Source organism: Streptomyces sp. NPDC012825 (genome assembly GCF_042900925.1).
Lineage (GTDB): Bacteria > Actinomycetota > Actinomycetes > Streptomycetales > Streptomycetaceae > Streptomyces.
Genome location: NZ_JBIBBZ010000009.1, coordinates 1 through 13,990, shown reverse-complemented (window position 1 = coordinate 13,990; position 13,990 = coordinate 1). Strand labels below are relative to the sequence as shown.

The window sequence follows — 13,990 nt, the reverse complement described above, 5'->3', positions numbered from 1 at the left end:
TCCAGTTCGAGCGTGTGTGACTGAGCCTTCAGTTGGCGAGTGAGCGTTTTGCTTGGCGGCTGGAGCGGGTGGTGTCGCCGGCCCGGGTGAGCTGGGCGGGGTGCGGCCGGGCAGGAACACCCTGTCCGGCCGCACGGCTCGTTGTGCCGTCTGTTCGGCGTCCGGGTGGGTTAGTCGGGCAAGCGGTCCAGGAGCCAGGTGCAGAGTTCCTCGGTGATCTCGGTGTGGCGTTCGTTCTGCGACGCGCAGAGGAAGTCGTCGACCTGGAAGTGGTCCGGGTCGAGGGATTCGATGTCGGCGTACAGGTCGTCGTGGGTGTCGAGGCCGCGGGTGGCGACCGCGCTCACGGTGGGGACGAAGCAGTGGTCCTTGACCGGGTTGTCGACGCCAAGGCCGATGATCTTGTTGAGCGCGTCGGCGAGGATCTGGAAGCTTTCCAGGGTGCCGCCGGGGGCGCCCTCGATGTCCGGGAGGTTCTCGGCGAGGACGTCGTTCTTCTTCAGCGTGACGACGCGGAGGGTCGCCGCGAGCGTGTCGCTGCCGGTCGGCATCGTGCGCAGATCGGTGCCTGTGATGCCCAGGCCCTTGCCCTTGACGGCGGTCGTGCCCGGCTTGATGCCGTTGCCCGTACCGTTGCCCGTGCCGTTGGCGACCGCGAGGATCCGCGGGATCCGCGGCCAGCCGCCGGCCTTTTCCAGTTCGTCGAGGAATTCGGTGCGCAGCGGGCTGACGCCGGGCTTGTCCGACCAGTTCTCGATGTGCCGCCACAGCAGCTGCCGGGCGGCAGGGCTGTTGATCTGGTCGGAGAAGCGGCTGTCCAGCTTGCTGATGTAGTGCGCGAACGCCTGCAGCGAGAGAGGGATGTGGGCGCCGTTGTGCGGGGTGTCGTAGGAGAAGTACACGCCGACCTGGTGGTCGATCCGGTCCGTCTCCATCCTGGCGAGCGCGTAGCGGGTCACCAGCCCGCCCATGCTGAAGCCGCCGACCATCAGGCGGGTGCCGCCCAGCCGTTCGGCGATGGCCCGGAAAATGGCCGCCGTGGCCGTCTGCGCGTTGTTGAGGACCGAGGCGCTGCGCTCGTCGAAGCCGATCAGGACGACATCCCGTCCACGGCGGCGCAGTTCGCTGATCAGCGGGTACGCGGACTTCTCCAAGCCCGCCCAGAGGTCGTCCAGAGAACTGGGGCCGCTGTTGAAGCCGTCGGCCATGAGTACCGGCCGAACGAGGGCCTGGTTGCCCTCGCCGTAGTACACCCAGGCGGTGCCGCCAGGGAGCTCCCATGTTGCGTCGGGCGTAGGCGCGGGCGCGGCCTGCTTCTTGGGCGGAGTGGCGGCCAGCACGATCGGCGCAGCGGCCTGGAACGCCTCGGTGACTTCGCGCTCGGTGGGTTCGGACATGCATTTCCCCTGACAGATGGAGATGAACGAGGTTGCGGCGCCGCCCCGCGGCACCGCGATCATCCTCAGCCAAACGATCAACGGGAAGTAGAGTTCCGACTGGTAATCACCCCTATGGGTGGAGTGCGTCCGTTCATCAGGGATAGCCCCCAGACGAGCCGTAGACGTGTGGGATTACCGGCCGGCTGAAGTTACGACCCGGGCGAGTCCACCCACTGCGCCTGCCAACTGAGGCGCTCAGTCACACCCGGATCTTGTATGGTCCGGGGCCCGCTCATGGAGCCTTCTCCGATGAGGAGGGACTCCGTACGAACGCGTTGATCAGCGGCGCCCACATGCGATCGGGACCTGATGCCTGTGGCCGGCCCTGCTCCGAACGGGGGACGGGACAGCGACTGGTTCCCGGCCCCCGCTCGGAACAGGGCAAGTGCCCTCTCCCTGTACGTATTGGTCAGGCCGGCGGAGGGGTTACCAGCTTCGCTGCACCCGGGTCGACATCCGCCGGGTGCGCGAGGATGGGGAGCTCATCGTCGAGGAGACCGTTGAGCGCGATGGCCGCCTTGCTGAGCAGAGGGGAAGTTCTCCACCTCGGTGGTGGTGGTCAGCGATCCGCCGACGAAGATGGAGCTGCCGAACAGCAGGGGCCTCAGCTGCGCGCGGGCGGTGTAGAGGGCGGCGGTGTATCCGGCGGGACCGGAGTCGATGATGACAACGTCGCGTATCTCGCTCACGCCGTCGCCTCCGGCTTCTGCGGGGCGATCTCGGCGATCAGGCCCTCGACGAGGGTCTGGATCTTGTCGCGGATCGGGCGGACGGCCTCGACGCCCTGCCCGGCCGGGTCGTCGAGCTTCCAGTCCAGGTAGCGCTTGCCGGGGAAGACGGGGCAGGTGTCGCCGCATCCCATGGTGATACAGACGTCCGACTCGCGGACCGCGTCGACGGTGAGGATCTTCGGCGTCTCGGCGGAGATGTCGATGCCGACCTCGGCCATGGCCTGGACGGCTGCCGGGTTGACCTGAGCGCCGGGGTTGGAGCCTGCGGAGCGGACCTCGACGCCGTCTCCGGCCAGGTGGGTCAGCCACGCGGCGGCCATCTGGGAGCGGCCGGCGTTGTGGACGCAGACGAACAGGACGGATGGCTTGTCGGCCATGGTGATCGTTCTCTCTCGACGCATGGCGGAACCCAGCCGCCAATGACTTCAGCCCTCGCTGATATCAGCGAGCGATGATGTGAGAGTATCAGTGCATGCTGACTTCAGTCGATCCTGATGTGATCCGGGTGCTGGGCGATCCGCTCCGCCTTCAGATCGTGACCCTGCTGGCGCGCGAGACGCTCTGCACGACGCACCTGGTCGAGGAGACCGGAGCCAAGCAGACCAACCTGTCCAACCACATGAAGGTGCTGCGCGAGGCCGGGATCGTGGAGACCGAGCCGTGCGGCCGCTTCACCTACTACAGGCTCAAGCCCGAGGTCCTCGCCGGCCTGTCCGAGCAGTTCGCCGAACTCGCCGCCTCCGCCCGCACCGCCGCCGAGAACAAGAGGGCCTGCCCGTGACCTCCGCCGAGCCCACCACCACCGCCAGCGCCCCGAGCGCCCCGGCCGGCGGCGACGACTCGATCATCAAGAAGCTCTCCACCCTCGACCGCTACCTCGCGGTGTGGATCCTGCTCGCCATGGCCCTGGGCCTGGGCCTGGGCCGTCTTGTCCCGGGGATGAACGACGCGCTCGCGAAGATCGAGATCGGCGGGATCTCCCTGCCGATCGCGCTCGGCCTGCTCGTGATGATGTACCCGGTCCTGGCCAAGGTCCGCTACGACCGGCTCGACCGTGTAACCAGCGACCGCAAGCTGTTGATCTCCTCGCTGGTCATCAACTGGCTCGTCGGCCCCGCGGTCATGTTCGCGCTCGCGTGGATCTTTCTGCCGGACCTGCCCGAGTACCGCACCGGCCTGATCATCGTCGGCCTGGCCCGCTGCATCGCCATGGTCATCATCTGGAACGACCTCGCCTGCGGTGACCGCGAGGCCGCCGCTGTCCTGGTCGCGCTCAACAGCGTCTTCCAGGTACTCGCGTTCGGCCTGCTGGGCTGGTTCTACCTCGACCTGCTGCCCCGCTGGATGAACCTCGGCGACGGCCAGGGCCTGGACGTATCCGTCTGGCACATCGCGCTGAACGTCGTCATCTTCCTCGGCGTCCCGCTGCTGGCCGGTTTCCTCACCCGCCGGATCGGCGAGCAGAAGCTGGGCCGCGCCGACTACGAGGCGAAGTTCCTGCCGAAGATCGGCCCGTGGGCGCTGTACGGGCTGCTGTTCACGATCGTCATCCTCTTTGCCCTCCAGGGCAAGACCATCACCTCCCAGCCCTTGGACGTCGTCCGGATCGCGCTGCCGCTGCTGGTGTACTTCGCGGTCATGTTCTTCGGCACCTTCCTCCTGGGCAAGGGCCTGAGCCTCGCCTACGACCGCACCACGACCCTCGCCTTCACCGCGGCGGGAAATAACTTCGAACTGGCCATCGCGGTCGCGATCGCCACCTTCGGCGTCACCTCCGGCCAGGCACTGTCCGGCGTCGTCGGCCCCCTCATCGAAGTCCCGGTGCTGATCGGCCTGGTCTACGTCGCGCTCGCCTGGCGCAGGAAGTTCGCCCCGGGCGCGGTGACGACGGCCCCGTGACTCAGCACACGGATGTGGTGGTAGTCGGCGGCGGCCAAGCAGGGCTCGCCGCCGGCTACCACCTGCTCCGGCGAGGCCTCGACTTCGTGATCCTGGACGCCGATCCGGCGCCGGGCGGGGCCTGGCAGCACATGTGGGAGTCACTGCATCTGTTCTCCCCAGCGGAGCACTCCTCGCTGCCCGGCCGTCTCATACCCGCCCAGGCGGGCGAGACCTACCCCGGCGCCGGGCACGTAGTCGGCTGCCTCACCGACTACGAGAAGCGCTACGGCCTGCCCGTTCAGCACGGCACCCGCGTGGACGCCGTATGCCGCGACGTGGACCGGCTCCTGGTCGAGGCGAGCACCGGCATCTGGCGAGCGAAGGCGGTCATCAGCGCGACCGGCAGCTGGTCGCGGCCGTTCCTGCCCGCTGTCCCCGGCCGATCCGTCTTCACCAGTCGGCAGCTGCACACGGTGAACTACCGCCGTCCGGCCGACTTCGCCGGGCAGCGCGTCGTCGTGGTCGGCGGCGGGAACTCCGGCGCCCAGATCGCCGCCGACCTCGCCCTGGACGGCCGTGTCGAGGTGACGTGGGTGACCCAGCGCCCGCCGCGGTTCCTGCCGGACGACATTGACGGCCGGGCCCTGTTCGATGTCGTCACCGCCCGCCGCCGCGCCCTGGACGCCGGCCGCACCGACACCGGCGGGGTCGCCTCCCTCGGCGACATCGTCTCCGTCCCGCCGGTCCGTGCCGCCCGCGACTCCGGACTCCTGACCGCCATGCCGATGTTCGCCCAGCTCACCGCTACCGGTGTCCGGTGGGCCGACGGCAGCCAGAGCGACGCGGACGCGATCGTGTGGTGCACAGGCTTCCGTCCGGCACTGGCCCACCTCGCCCCGCTGAACCTGCGCGGCCCGCGCGGCCACATCCCCACCGACGGCACGCGCGCCCTGGGCGAGCCGCGGCTGCACCTGCTTGGCTACGGCGACTGGACCGGCCCGGCCTCGGCCACCCTCATCGGCGTCGGCCGCCCCGCCCGGGACGCCGTCCGCGAAATCGCTCAGCTGAGCTGACGGCTACACGATCACCGGGCTGCGGCGCTCAACAAGGACGACGTCGCGCCAGACGCCGTGATGGCGCCCGATCCGCTCCCGCGTCCCGATGACACGGAAGCCGGCCCGTTGGTGGACGGCGAGGCTGGCGGTGTTCTCGGGGAAGATCCCCGACTGGATCGTCCAGATCCCGGCCCGCTCGGTGGAATCCACCAGGGCCTTCAGCAGGGCCGAGGCGACGCCGCGGCCGCGGGCGGCCGGGTGGACGTAGACGGAGTGCTCGACCACGCCCGCGTACGCGCACCGGTCGGAGACCCGGCTCGCGGCCACCCACCCCAGCACCGCCCCGTCGGCGTCGACGGCGGCGAAGCGGTGCTCGGGCAGCTTCGCCGCGTCGAACGCCTCCCAGGCCGGCGCGATGGTCTCGAAGGTGGCGTTCCCCTCGTCGATCCCCGCCTGATAGATGGCGATCACCTGCCCCGCGTGCTCTGGTGCCAGCGGAACGATCGCCGCGCTCGCAGATCCGCTACCCACGACGTCCCCCCTCCCCGACCCGGTCAGGCCGCGGCCGGCAGGGCCAGCAGCTTGCCCATCGCCGCCAGCACGGACGGCTCGACCCGGTAGTAGACCCAGGTGCCGCGCCGCTCGGAGGTGAGCAGTCCAGCCTCCTTGAGCTTCTTCAGGTGGTGGGACACCGTGGGTTGGGAGACGCCGACGTCGGAGACGTCGCATACGCACGCCTCGCCGCCCTCGTGCGAGGCCACGGCCGAGAAGAGACGGAGGCGGACCGGGTCGCCGAGCGCCTTGAACATCCGCGCCGCGGTCTCGGCCTCCTCGGCGGTTATCGGCCGCTCGGTCAGCGGCGGGCAGCACGGCGTCACGCCCTGGCCGTCGGCTTCGAGCACCGGCAGCACCTTCGTATTCGACATACGTCTATGTTGACACATGTCGAACCAGGCGGGCAGCGGGTCAGCGGCCCCGCAGGTGTGCGGCGAGGTGGCGGGCTATGCGGGCGGCGTCCCGGCCGACCCCGCGCAGCGAGTTGGAGGACAGGGAGCGCTGCCACTCCAGCCCGACGAACGCCAGTCCCGGCACGGCGGCCGAGACCCCACCGCGGTGCCGGGGGTGCCCGGCGGCGTCGAGCGCGCCGTCCAGGCCGGCCAGGTACGGCACGTCGGGCCGGTAACCGGTGGCCAGCACGATTGCGTCGACTTCCTCCCGGCTCCCGTTCGCCCAGCAGACCTTCATACCGTCGATGCCGGTGAAGACCGGCCGCCGGTCCGGAGCGCCCTGGGCGAGCGCGGAGTGGTAGCGGCCGTCGTCGATGACGAGCTGCGTGGGCGGCTCGCGCAGCAGGCCGCCGAGCGGGGCGATGTCCACGCCGGTGTGCCGCAGCCAGAAGTGCAGGTCACGTCCGGCGATCTTCTGCCGGGCGAACTTCACCGGCGCGCGGGTGGCGAGCGTGACCCGGGCGGTCTTGGCGAGCTCGGCGGCAATCTGCACTGCGGAGTTCCCCGCTCCCGCCACCACGACCTGCTGGCCGGCGAAGGGCCTCCGGGCGGCGGTAGTCGGCGGCGTGCGGCACCGTCCCGGTGAAGCCGTCCAGGCCCGCAAGGGCGGGGCGGTGGGGGCGTCCGAACGTTCCGGAAGCCGCGACCACGGCCGGCGCGCCGAGCGTGCTGTCGTCGGCGAGCTCCACCTCGAAGCCGGCGTCACCTCGTCGTACGCCGGTGATCCGGTGGCCGGTGCGGATGTCCGCGTCCAGGCAGGCGGCATAGCCGGTGAGGTAGGCGGCGACCTCGTCGCGGTGCGGGCGGTGGCCCGGGTCGCCGGGGAACGGAATGCCGGGCAGGGAGCTGTACCGGGCCGGGGAAAACAGCGTGGGGCTGTCGTAGTACCGCGGCCAGGACCCGGCTGCGGTGTCGGACGCCTCCAGCACCACCGGCCGAAGGCCCTCGCTCGGCAGGGCGTGGGCGGTGGCGAGGCCGGACTGTCCGCCCCCGATCACCGCGACGTCGACGTACTCCGTGAACGAACCCCCTAATTTCGATGAATGTCTATGTTGACGTCTATCGATACAGGTGCCATGCTGGGCCGCGCAAGCCATCGACAGATGTCGAAATATGCAAGGAGTCGCCGTGAACGCGCCCGCCACCACCGAGCTGCCCGTCATCGTGATCGGCGCCGGACCCGCCGGTCTGGCCGCCGCCGCCCACCTGATCGAGCGCGGCATCGAGCCCCTGGTCCTCGAAGCCGGCCCGGCCGCCGGCGCGGCGGTGCGCGAGTGGTCGCACGTGCGGCTGTTCTCCACCTGGGGCGAGGTCGTCGACCCGGCCGCCGAGAAGCTGCTGGCCCCCACCGGCTGGACGCGGCCCGACCCGGCGACCTACCCCTCCGGTGGCGACTGGGCCGAGCAGTACCTGCAGCCGCTCGCCGACGTCCTCGGGGGGCGCGTGCGCACCGGCGCCCAGGTCATCGGGGTCTCCCGGGCGGGCCGGGACCGGATCGTCGACGCCGACCGCGACGCCCAGCCCTTCGTCGTCCACGTCGCCCACGCCGACGGCCGAGAGGATCGGCTGTTCGCCCGCGCGGTCATCGACGCCTCCGGCACCTGGACCACCCCCGGCCCCACCGGGGCCAGCGGCCTCGCCGCACTCGGCGAGCGCGCGGCCGCCGACCGAATCACCTACCGCGTCCCGGACCTGAAGGACCCCGTCGTCCGCGCCCGGTACGCGGGCAAGCGGACCGCCGTCATCGGCTCTGGAACCTCCGCCTTCACCGCGCTGGCCTACCTCGCCGACCTCGCCAAGTCCGGCGACGGCGCGGGCACGAAGGGCGTGTGGATCCTGCGCCGCGGCATCTCCGGCTCCACCTTCGGCGGCGGCGAAGCCGACCAGCTCCCGGCGCGCGGCGCACTGGGCCTGGCCGCCAAGGCCGCCGTCGACCAGGGCTACGCCGACGCGGTCACGGGTTTTCGCACCGAGGCGATCGAGCGCGACGGCGGGCAGCTCGTCCTCGTGGCCGAGGACGGCCGCCGCCTCGACCCGGTCGACGAGGTGATCGTGCTGACCGGCTTCCGCCCCGACCTGTCCTTCCTGTCCGAGGTCCGCCTCGGTCTCGACGAGCGCCTCCAGGCCCCCGTCGAGCTCGCCCCGCTGATCGACCCCAACCAGCACTCTTGCGGCACCGTCTACCCCCACGGCCACCGCGAGCTCTCCCACCCCGAACAGGGCATCTACCTGGTCGGGATGAAGTCCTACGGCCGCGCCCCGACGTTCCTGGCGATGACCGGCTACGAGCAGGTCCGCTCCGTCGCCGCCGCGATCGCCGGCGACCTCGAAGCAGCCGACCGCGTGGAACTGACCCTGCCCGAGACCGGAGTCTGCGGCGGCGCCGGCCTGTTTGACACCCCCGGCGCCGCTGAGGCCGACAGCGGTGGCTGCTGCGCGCCCGCACCGCAGCTCGTCCAGCTCGGTGCTCCCGCCACGGTCGGGGCGGCTGCCGAGGAGGTCCCGGCGGGCGGCTGCTGCGGCTCGTGGCCAGCCTGGGCACCCCTGCGCGCGCTCTGCGCCACGAGATCGTGAGCTGGGGCATCGTCTACTACGCGTTCCCTGTCCTCAACCCGCAGATCACCGCCGCGACCGGCTGGCCGGCCGGGGCGACCACCGCGGTGTTCTCCCTCGCTCTCGTCATCTCCGCCCTCGCCGGGATCCGCGTCGGCCGCATTCTGGACCGGCGCGGTCCCCGCGCCGTCATGACCATCGGCTCAGGGCTCGACACCGCGGCCGACAAGGGCAAGCACGGCGGCCGGCCCCCGGTCATCACCGACGACATGCTCCATACCGTCCTCCGCCGCCGAGCGGGCGGCGAGTCCGTCGAGCAGATCCAGCCCGACCTGATCATCCCCACTGGCAAACGCAAGGGCCAGAACCCGTCCGTCGCCAGCATCTACTGGGCGCTCGCCGAGCACGCCAAACGCGAGGCGTATCCCGAAGCCATCGCGGCCGCGCACGACGATTTCGCCGCTATGAACAACGGAGCGGTCCCCGAGCCCGCACTCGAGCAGAGGCCCTGAAACCACGCTGAGCTACTTGTCCCCTCGCCGTAGCCATACGAGAACAGGGCCACCTCGCGGACGACGCCTCCTGCCTCGCCCGGACCGAGGACCGAACCGGCCGCACAACGGCCCCGTGAACCGCGCCGCCCAGCGGCGAGGGGGAGCGCCGCCCCTGCCCGGGTGCGCCCGCAAACCTTCCAGCGGCCTCCCGCCGTCCGGCAGACTGTTCCATGACAGATCGCCAGGCCCGGGCCGCCGCCGCCCTCGCCGAGCGCATCGGCGCCTTTTTCGAAGAGGTCGACCCCGAGGACTTCGAGACCGAGGACCTGGAATCCTCGCTGCTCGCCGGACTCCGGCAAACCGGGCTGCGCGTGGTCGGCGCCGACACCCCCGCCGCACAGCACGACGGCGCGCAGAGCGGTACCCGCACGTCCAGGCGGTGAGTGCGGGTGATCGCCCGCCTCAGGGCGCCCGCCGGGCTGGGCACGGCCTGACCTTTGCCCGGCGGCGCCCGACCCGGAGGTAGGTCTCCTCGCCCCGCGCGCCAACGGTCGCCGCCACGTTGCCTGTTGAGTTCGTGAGGACGCAACAGGCAACCCTTGGCGGGGGAGCTGTCCGGCCGGGACGGTGGGAGGCATGCAGATCACACACCTCCCCGGACGGGGCCTCGTCGCCGCCGTCGTCTCCTCCATCGGCGTCCGCCACGACGGCGCCCACGCCCTCGTCACAGACGGCCTGTACCTCGACCTGAGCCGCGCGCTGCGCAACCCCGCCGCCGATCCGACGATGCGCTACCGCACCGGCCTGGACGACGACGTGCACGCCCACGTCCTGGCCACCCCCGGCGCCCTGGAGGTGATCTTCCGCACCCCCGTCCAGCTCCGCGCCCTGGCCGACGAGGTCCCCGTGGGCCGCCTGGTGCGGCTCACGGTGGCGTGCCAGGGAGGTCGACACCGCAGCGTCGCGGTCGCACAAACCGTCGGGCGCCTGGTCTGGGAGGCGTGGGGCGGGGCGTACGGCGTCGACATCGAGCACCACCACGTCGACCACCCCGTCCTGTCCTCCTCGACCCCGGCCTGACCGCCCCCTCCCCGACCCCGAAGCGCCCACACGGACCCCGGGCGGGCGCTCCGCCGTCCCGCAGCCGTCGACCTCGTCGACCGCCCTCGGGACCCGCTCGCGCTCCTCCCCGGACCATCGACCCGCAGATGCTCGGACCATGACGCACCGGGCGCCGGGGCGGTGCCACCGGACGGACGAGTCGGTACGTGACCGGCCGTCACAGCGTTCGTTCACCAGGCATGACACAACGCTCCCCCGTACTCACCTCGCTCGCCCTGACCGCCACCGCCGTAGCGGGCGGCATCGTGGCCGCCGCTCCCGCATCCGCCGGCGGCATCGGCGACTTCCTCAGCCCGTCCTTCGGAACCTCCTGCGCCAACCACCAGGTAGGCGTATAAGCAGACGGAGCCACTACACACAGCACAGGATCCGCGGGTGGAAATCTTGCTGCCCTCCCTCTCACTGGCGCCCTTAATCAATGCGGCGGCGCGGATCTTCCCATGCTCTGCGACGTCGCCCCCGTCCCACTTGATGTGCTGAAAAGCGTGGTTCCAGACGATTTGTTGGAAACGCTGGATGCTTCAGTTCTGGACAGGGATTCGAGGACTAGTGAAGAGACGACTGAGAAGTTGTTTAAAGGTTCCAGGGGAAACTGTTGATTGCGATCTCTTGGATTGGTGTCGGTGGTGGTGAGAGTCGGTCGTGCTGATCCGGGGGTCGATGTTTCGGGGCTGGTCAGCGGCTTCTACGGGTGGGCAGGCCGCTGTCATGTAGGCGGCACTCAGCCCGTGCCGATATGGCGTGCACGGGTCAGGCCCGGCACCCAGACGCGCTCTGGGACGCAGTACCGCCGGGCCGCCCCACCCTCTTCTTCCCCGCCGCCGCGCACGGCCAGGAGCATGCCCACGCCCCGCGCCCCGGCGCGCCTTGCAGCGCAGCCTTCGGCCCCGTCCAAGTCGACGGATCTTCGGGTCGGACTTCCTGAAGAGCTCCAGGAGGGTCCTGCGGGGAAGTAGTCGGCGGCGCCAACCTCCTTCTTGCACCCCTTGACATGCAGGTCACAGCCTCACGCAGACGCCCGGCGCGGGAGCCTGGGGGCAACTTGTAGGGCAACTTGTAAGAGCTCGTAACACGATCATGTTCGGGCTTTCTTGAGTCTTCTCCAGCAGATGAGGCTGCAGGCGAGGGAGATGAAGGCGTCGTGGAGTTCGGTGCGGCGTTCCCAGCGGACGGCGAGGCGTTTGAACTGGTGGAGGAGGGCGAAGGTCTGCTCGACGACGTAGCGGAGCTTGCCCAGGTCCTCGATGTTGGGGGCACGCCTGCGGGAGATGACCGGCAGGATCCGGCGTTTGCGCAGTTCGCGGCGGTGGGGATCGGAGTCGTAGCCCTTGTCGCCGAGCAGGGCCTCAGGGCGGCGGCGCGGTCGGCCGGGGCGTCCGGCGACGGGTGGGATGCCGTCGACCAGGGCGAGGGTCTGTGTGACGTCGTTGACGTTGGCCGCGGTCGTGATGACCTTCAGCGGGGTGCCGCGTCCGTCGCAGATCAGATGGTGCTTGCTGCCCGTCTTGCGCCGGTCGACCGGCGACGGACCGGTGTCGGCTCCCCCTTTTTCGCGCGCACGTGGGAACCGTCTACGCATGCTCTGGACCAGTCCAGCTCACCGGCCGCGTTCAGCTCGGCGAGCAGGATCCGGTGCAGCCGGTCGAAAACCCCGGCCTGCTGCCACCGCTCAAGGCGTCGCCAGCAGGTCTGTCCGGAGCCGAACCCCAGCTCCAGGGCCAGCAGTTGCCAGGCGATGTCGTTGTGCAGCACGTACAGGATGCCCTGCAGGCACAGCCGGTCCGGCACCGGCCGCGGGCCGGGAGCCCTCTCGGGCCAGGGCGGCAGCAGCGGCTCGATCAGCGCCCACAAGTCATCGTCCACGATCCACGGCCGAACACTCACACCCTCCGAACGGCCGAATCGCCACACCGGTCACGCCCGACCAGGGCAAGTTCACAAGATCGTGTTACGAGCTCTACGAGAACGCGCACGCAGCACGTGGACATCCACACCCCGATGCACCCGCTCAACCACGACGTCCGCCAGATGTGGCAAGACCTGATGCAAACCCCCGGATACGCACACCTACGCGAAACGATCCAATCATCACGGCGTCACAAGATCAGCGACAGAGCCAGTTGGTCCGTACCCGCCTGAGCACAGACGGGTGTACCCCGGCAATCGATGGCCGAAATTATCCGCTCGACGGCAAATCGGCGAGACAGGCAGCCACCGAGATGTCATGGTGCGGCGATGAAGAAGATCGCGACGCTCGCCGGGGTAGCCATCGGGACAGCATCTCTTTTGGTCGGTCCCGCCACTTCTGCGCATGCTGCGCCCTACTGGAACAAGAGCAAGAAGTGTGAGCAGAGGGACTGGGGTGGCCGGGTCGTACCTACGCGCTTCGGTAATGGAGACCTCGGCTGGAATCACTTCTCCAGCAAACACAACATCAAGAAGTTCAAGGTGGTCAACGGGCCTCTCAACGGAAAGCCCGACAAGGTGAGTGGTGCTCGCCTGGAGTACTGGGGTTACGCCATCAACGGCGGACGCCAGGTGAAGATCATCGTCATCGCGCAGTACGCACAGAAGACCGCGGACGGTCGGTACGATGCCGGGAGAGGTCAGAAGATCGGCGTCATCACCGCCTACTGCAAGGGCATGAACAAGTGCCCCAACTGGGTCAACGAGTGACATCCATGCATGAAGAAGAGATCGCGGAACAGCAGGCGGATATTACCCGCCTGCTGTTCCATCACATCCAGGCACCTCTCACCGGCAGCCAGTACATCCGGGGCGTCCTACCGGCCCCCACGGCTGCCGAAGCCGTCCGCATCGCCACCGGCCCCGAGAACGCCTACACCCCAGACGACCTGGTGGCCTATGAGATCCCCCTCCACGCGGACGACCATGTCGTCACCGCTCACGACATCATCGGTATCCTGCGCGCCCTCCATGCCGGCACCCACGTCTACGCGAGCGACCGCGTCGGCACGGTGATGGGCATGACCCTTGTCCGCGTGGATGTCACCGCCGCTGAAGTGGCGGACCCCACGCCGGCCGACAACGCGCTGACCATCCTGCGTTCCCTTGCTCACCCCTTCACTGAGGAACAGCCGGACCCGCGTCTGCGCGGGTTTCTCTTCCTGGGGCGGAACCGACTCCGTCTCTACCTCGACACGGAGGACGCCTCCGGCGTGATCGCGGCGGACGTACGACTGTCCAGTGCGGTCACGGCCCTCTTTGCGGCCCTGCCCTCCCTGATCACTGAGGAGGAACGCATGGCGGCAGATGCGACCGACCCGCACTGCGTCCGGGTGGTGGACCTCACCGAATGGTGAGGACACAGAAGCCCCTCGCAGCGACACGCCAGAGGGCCGACGAGGGCTCAGCCGCGAGCGGCCGCGAACTCGGGCGGCCGCCACCTGGTGCTCGTCGGCGTCGAAGACGCAGACCTCGGCTCCCTCGCGGTCGGGCGCCGGCGCGTGCTTGGCCTGGACGAGCAATACGTTGTCCCCCGAGACCGCACCGCTTCGGCTGCGGCGTCCGAGACGGGCGGCAGCTCAGCTCGCTGCAGGGCCGCCCGGTACCACTTTTCCATCAGCGCCGCCGGTCCGGAGGGTGCAGACCGTCGGGTGAAGTGACCCCTCAGGTCCCGACACTTCCGTTTTATGCCGCGAGGTCCAGCCGTTGATGGCAGCGGACCCTCGCCTGGTACGGCGTGAT

General features: G+C 69.8%; 17 protein-coding genes and 1 pseudogene. 10 read left to right on the top strand and 8 right to left on the bottom strand.

Features of this window, described 5'->3' with window-relative positions; all coding sequences use genetic code 11:
* Positions 1 to 170: 170 nt before the first annotated feature.
* From ACFY7E_RS19835 to ACFY7E_RS19825, 3 genes and pseudogenes are all read right to left on the bottom strand, one after another.
* On the bottom strand, positions 171 to 1,397 hold the full coding sequence (locus ACFY7E_RS19835) for an esterase/lipase family protein (protein ID WP_389486573.1): 1,227 nt from the start codon (positions 1,395 to 1,397) through the stop codon (positions 171 to 173).
* Positions 1,398 to 1,954: 557 nt separating this feature from the next.
* Positions 1,955 to 2,128 (bottom strand): annotated as a pseudogene (locus ACFY7E_RS19830) (thioredoxin-disulfide reductase); the annotation flags it as partial.
* Positions 2,125 to 2,547: an arsenate reductase ArsC gene (locus ACFY7E_RS19825; RefSeq protein ID WP_389486571.1), complete on the bottom strand. Its 423-nt coding sequence runs from the start codon at positions 2,545 to 2,547 to the stop codon at positions 2,125 to 2,127. The pseudogene ACFY7E_RS19830 and the gene ACFY7E_RS19825, both read right to left, overlap by 4 nt.
* Positions 2,548 to 2,642: 95 nt before the next feature.
* On the opposite strand from ACFY7E_RS19825, the gene ACFY7E_RS19820 reads away from it, so the two are divergent.
* Genes ACFY7E_RS19820 through ACFY7E_RS19810 form a run of 3 tightly spaced genes read left to right on the top strand, consistent with a single transcriptional unit; the run spans position 2,643 to position 5,124 of the window.
* Positions 2,643 to 2,951 carry an ArsR/SmtB family transcription factor gene (locus ACFY7E_RS19820; protein ID WP_389486569.1) on the top strand — a complete coding sequence of 103 codons (309 nt, stop codon included), beginning with the start codon at positions 2,643 to 2,645 and terminating at the stop codon, positions 2,949 to 2,951.
* Positions 2,948 to 4,069 (top strand): ACR3 family arsenite efflux transporter, encoded by a 1,122-nt coding sequence (gene arsB, locus ACFY7E_RS19815; protein ID WP_389486567.1) that lies wholly within the window; start codon positions 2,948 to 2,950, stop codon positions 4,067 to 4,069. Before ACFY7E_RS19820 ends, arsB begins: the two co-directional genes overlap by 4 nt.
* Positions 4,066 to 5,124 carry an ArsO family NAD(P)H-dependent flavin-containing monooxygenase gene (locus tag ACFY7E_RS19810; protein ID WP_389486565.1) on the top strand — a complete coding sequence of 353 codons (1,059 nt, stop codon included), beginning with the start codon at positions 4,066 to 4,068 and terminating at the stop codon, positions 5,122 to 5,124. Before arsB ends, ACFY7E_RS19810 begins: the two co-directional genes overlap by 4 nt.
* Before the next feature lie 3 nt (positions 5,125 to 5,127).
* Here the strand turns inward: ACFY7E_RS19810 and ACFY7E_RS19805 are convergent, their stop codons facing one another.
* Genes ACFY7E_RS19805 through ACFY7E_RS19790 form a run of 4 tightly spaced genes read right to left on the bottom strand, consistent with a single transcriptional unit; the run spans position 5,128 to position 7,210 of the window.
* Complete coding sequence (locus ACFY7E_RS19805; protein WP_389486563.1) at positions 5,128 to 5,637, bottom strand: GNAT family N-acetyltransferase; 510 nt, start codon at positions 5,635 to 5,637, stop codon at positions 5,128 to 5,130.
* A gap of 23 nt (positions 5,638 to 5,660) precedes the next feature.
* A complete protein-coding gene (locus tag ACFY7E_RS19800; RefSeq protein ID WP_389486561.1) occupies positions 5,661 to 6,032 on the bottom strand; it encodes an ArsR/SmtB family transcription factor in 372 nt (123 codons plus the stop codon).
* 40 nt (positions 6,033 to 6,072) lie between these two features.
* Entirely contained in the window at positions 6,073 to 6,606 is a 534-nt protein-coding gene (locus tag ACFY7E_RS19795) for a hypothetical protein (protein ID WP_389486559.1), read from the bottom strand.
* The gene (locus ACFY7E_RS19790) at positions 6,512 to 7,210 is read right to left on the bottom strand and encodes an NAD(P)-binding domain-containing protein (RefSeq protein ID WP_389486557.1); all 699 of its coding nucleotides are present in this window, start codon (positions 7,208 to 7,210) and stop codon (positions 6,512 to 6,514) included. The genes ACFY7E_RS19795 and ACFY7E_RS19790 overlap by 95 nt, the downstream gene beginning before the upstream one ends.
* Positions 7,211 to 7,241: 31 nt before the next feature.
* Between ACFY7E_RS19790 and ACFY7E_RS19785 the strand changes: the two genes are divergently transcribed.
* The 5 genes from ACFY7E_RS19785 (at position 7,242) to ACFY7E_RS19765 (ending at position 10,620) form a co-directional block, all read left to right on the top strand.
* Positions 7,242 to 8,687 (top strand): NAD(P)-binding domain-containing protein, encoded by a 1,446-nt coding sequence (locus ACFY7E_RS19785; RefSeq protein WP_389486555.1) that lies wholly within the window; start codon positions 7,242 to 7,244, stop codon positions 8,685 to 8,687.
* Entirely contained in the window at positions 8,639 to 9,178 is a 540-nt protein-coding gene (locus tag ACFY7E_RS19780; protein WP_389486924.1) for a hypothetical protein, read from the top strand. Before ACFY7E_RS19785 ends, ACFY7E_RS19780 begins: the two co-directional genes overlap by 49 nt.
* A gap of 212 nt (positions 9,179 to 9,390) precedes the next feature.
* A complete protein-coding gene (locus ACFY7E_RS19775; RefSeq protein WP_389486553.1) occupies positions 9,391 to 9,603 on the top strand; it encodes a hypothetical protein in 213 nt (70 codons plus the stop codon).
* Positions 9,604 to 9,796: 193 nt separating this feature from the next.
* Positions 9,797 to 10,240, top strand: coding sequence for a hypothetical protein (locus ACFY7E_RS19770; RefSeq protein WP_389486551.1), 444 nt, complete (start codon positions 9,797 to 9,799; stop codon positions 10,238 to 10,240).
* A gap of 221 nt (positions 10,241 to 10,461) precedes the next feature.
* Positions 10,462 to 10,620: a hypothetical protein gene (locus ACFY7E_RS19765; protein WP_389486549.1), complete on the top strand. Its 159-nt coding sequence runs from the start codon at positions 10,462 to 10,464 to the stop codon at positions 10,618 to 10,620.
* Between the two features lie 737 nt (positions 10,621 to 11,357).
* Here ACFY7E_RS19765 and ACFY7E_RS19760 read toward each other — a convergent pair.
* Positions 11,358 to 12,166 (bottom strand): IS5 family transposase gene (locus tag ACFY7E_RS19760; RefSeq protein WP_389486547.1). Its coding sequence is split into 2 segments (ribosomal slippage): positions 11,358 to 11,846 and positions 11,849 to 12,166, totalling 807 coding nucleotides; the frame shifts between segments, so codons are not numbered across the junction.
* 351 nt (positions 12,167 to 12,517) lie between these two features.
* On the opposite strand from ACFY7E_RS19760, the gene ACFY7E_RS19755 reads away from it, so the two are divergent.
* Together ACFY7E_RS19755 and ACFY7E_RS19750 are read left to right on the top strand one after the other, a co-directional pair.
* Positions 12,518 to 12,958 carry a hypothetical protein gene (locus ACFY7E_RS19755; RefSeq protein WP_389486545.1) on the top strand — a complete coding sequence of 147 codons (441 nt, stop codon included), beginning with the start codon at positions 12,518 to 12,520 and terminating at the stop codon, positions 12,956 to 12,958.
* 5 nt (positions 12,959 to 12,963) lie between these two features.
* Entirely contained in the window at positions 12,964 to 13,605 is a 642-nt protein-coding gene (locus tag ACFY7E_RS19750; RefSeq protein ID WP_389486543.1) for a hypothetical protein, read from the top strand.
* Positions 13,606 to 13,990 lie beyond the last annotated feature (385 nt).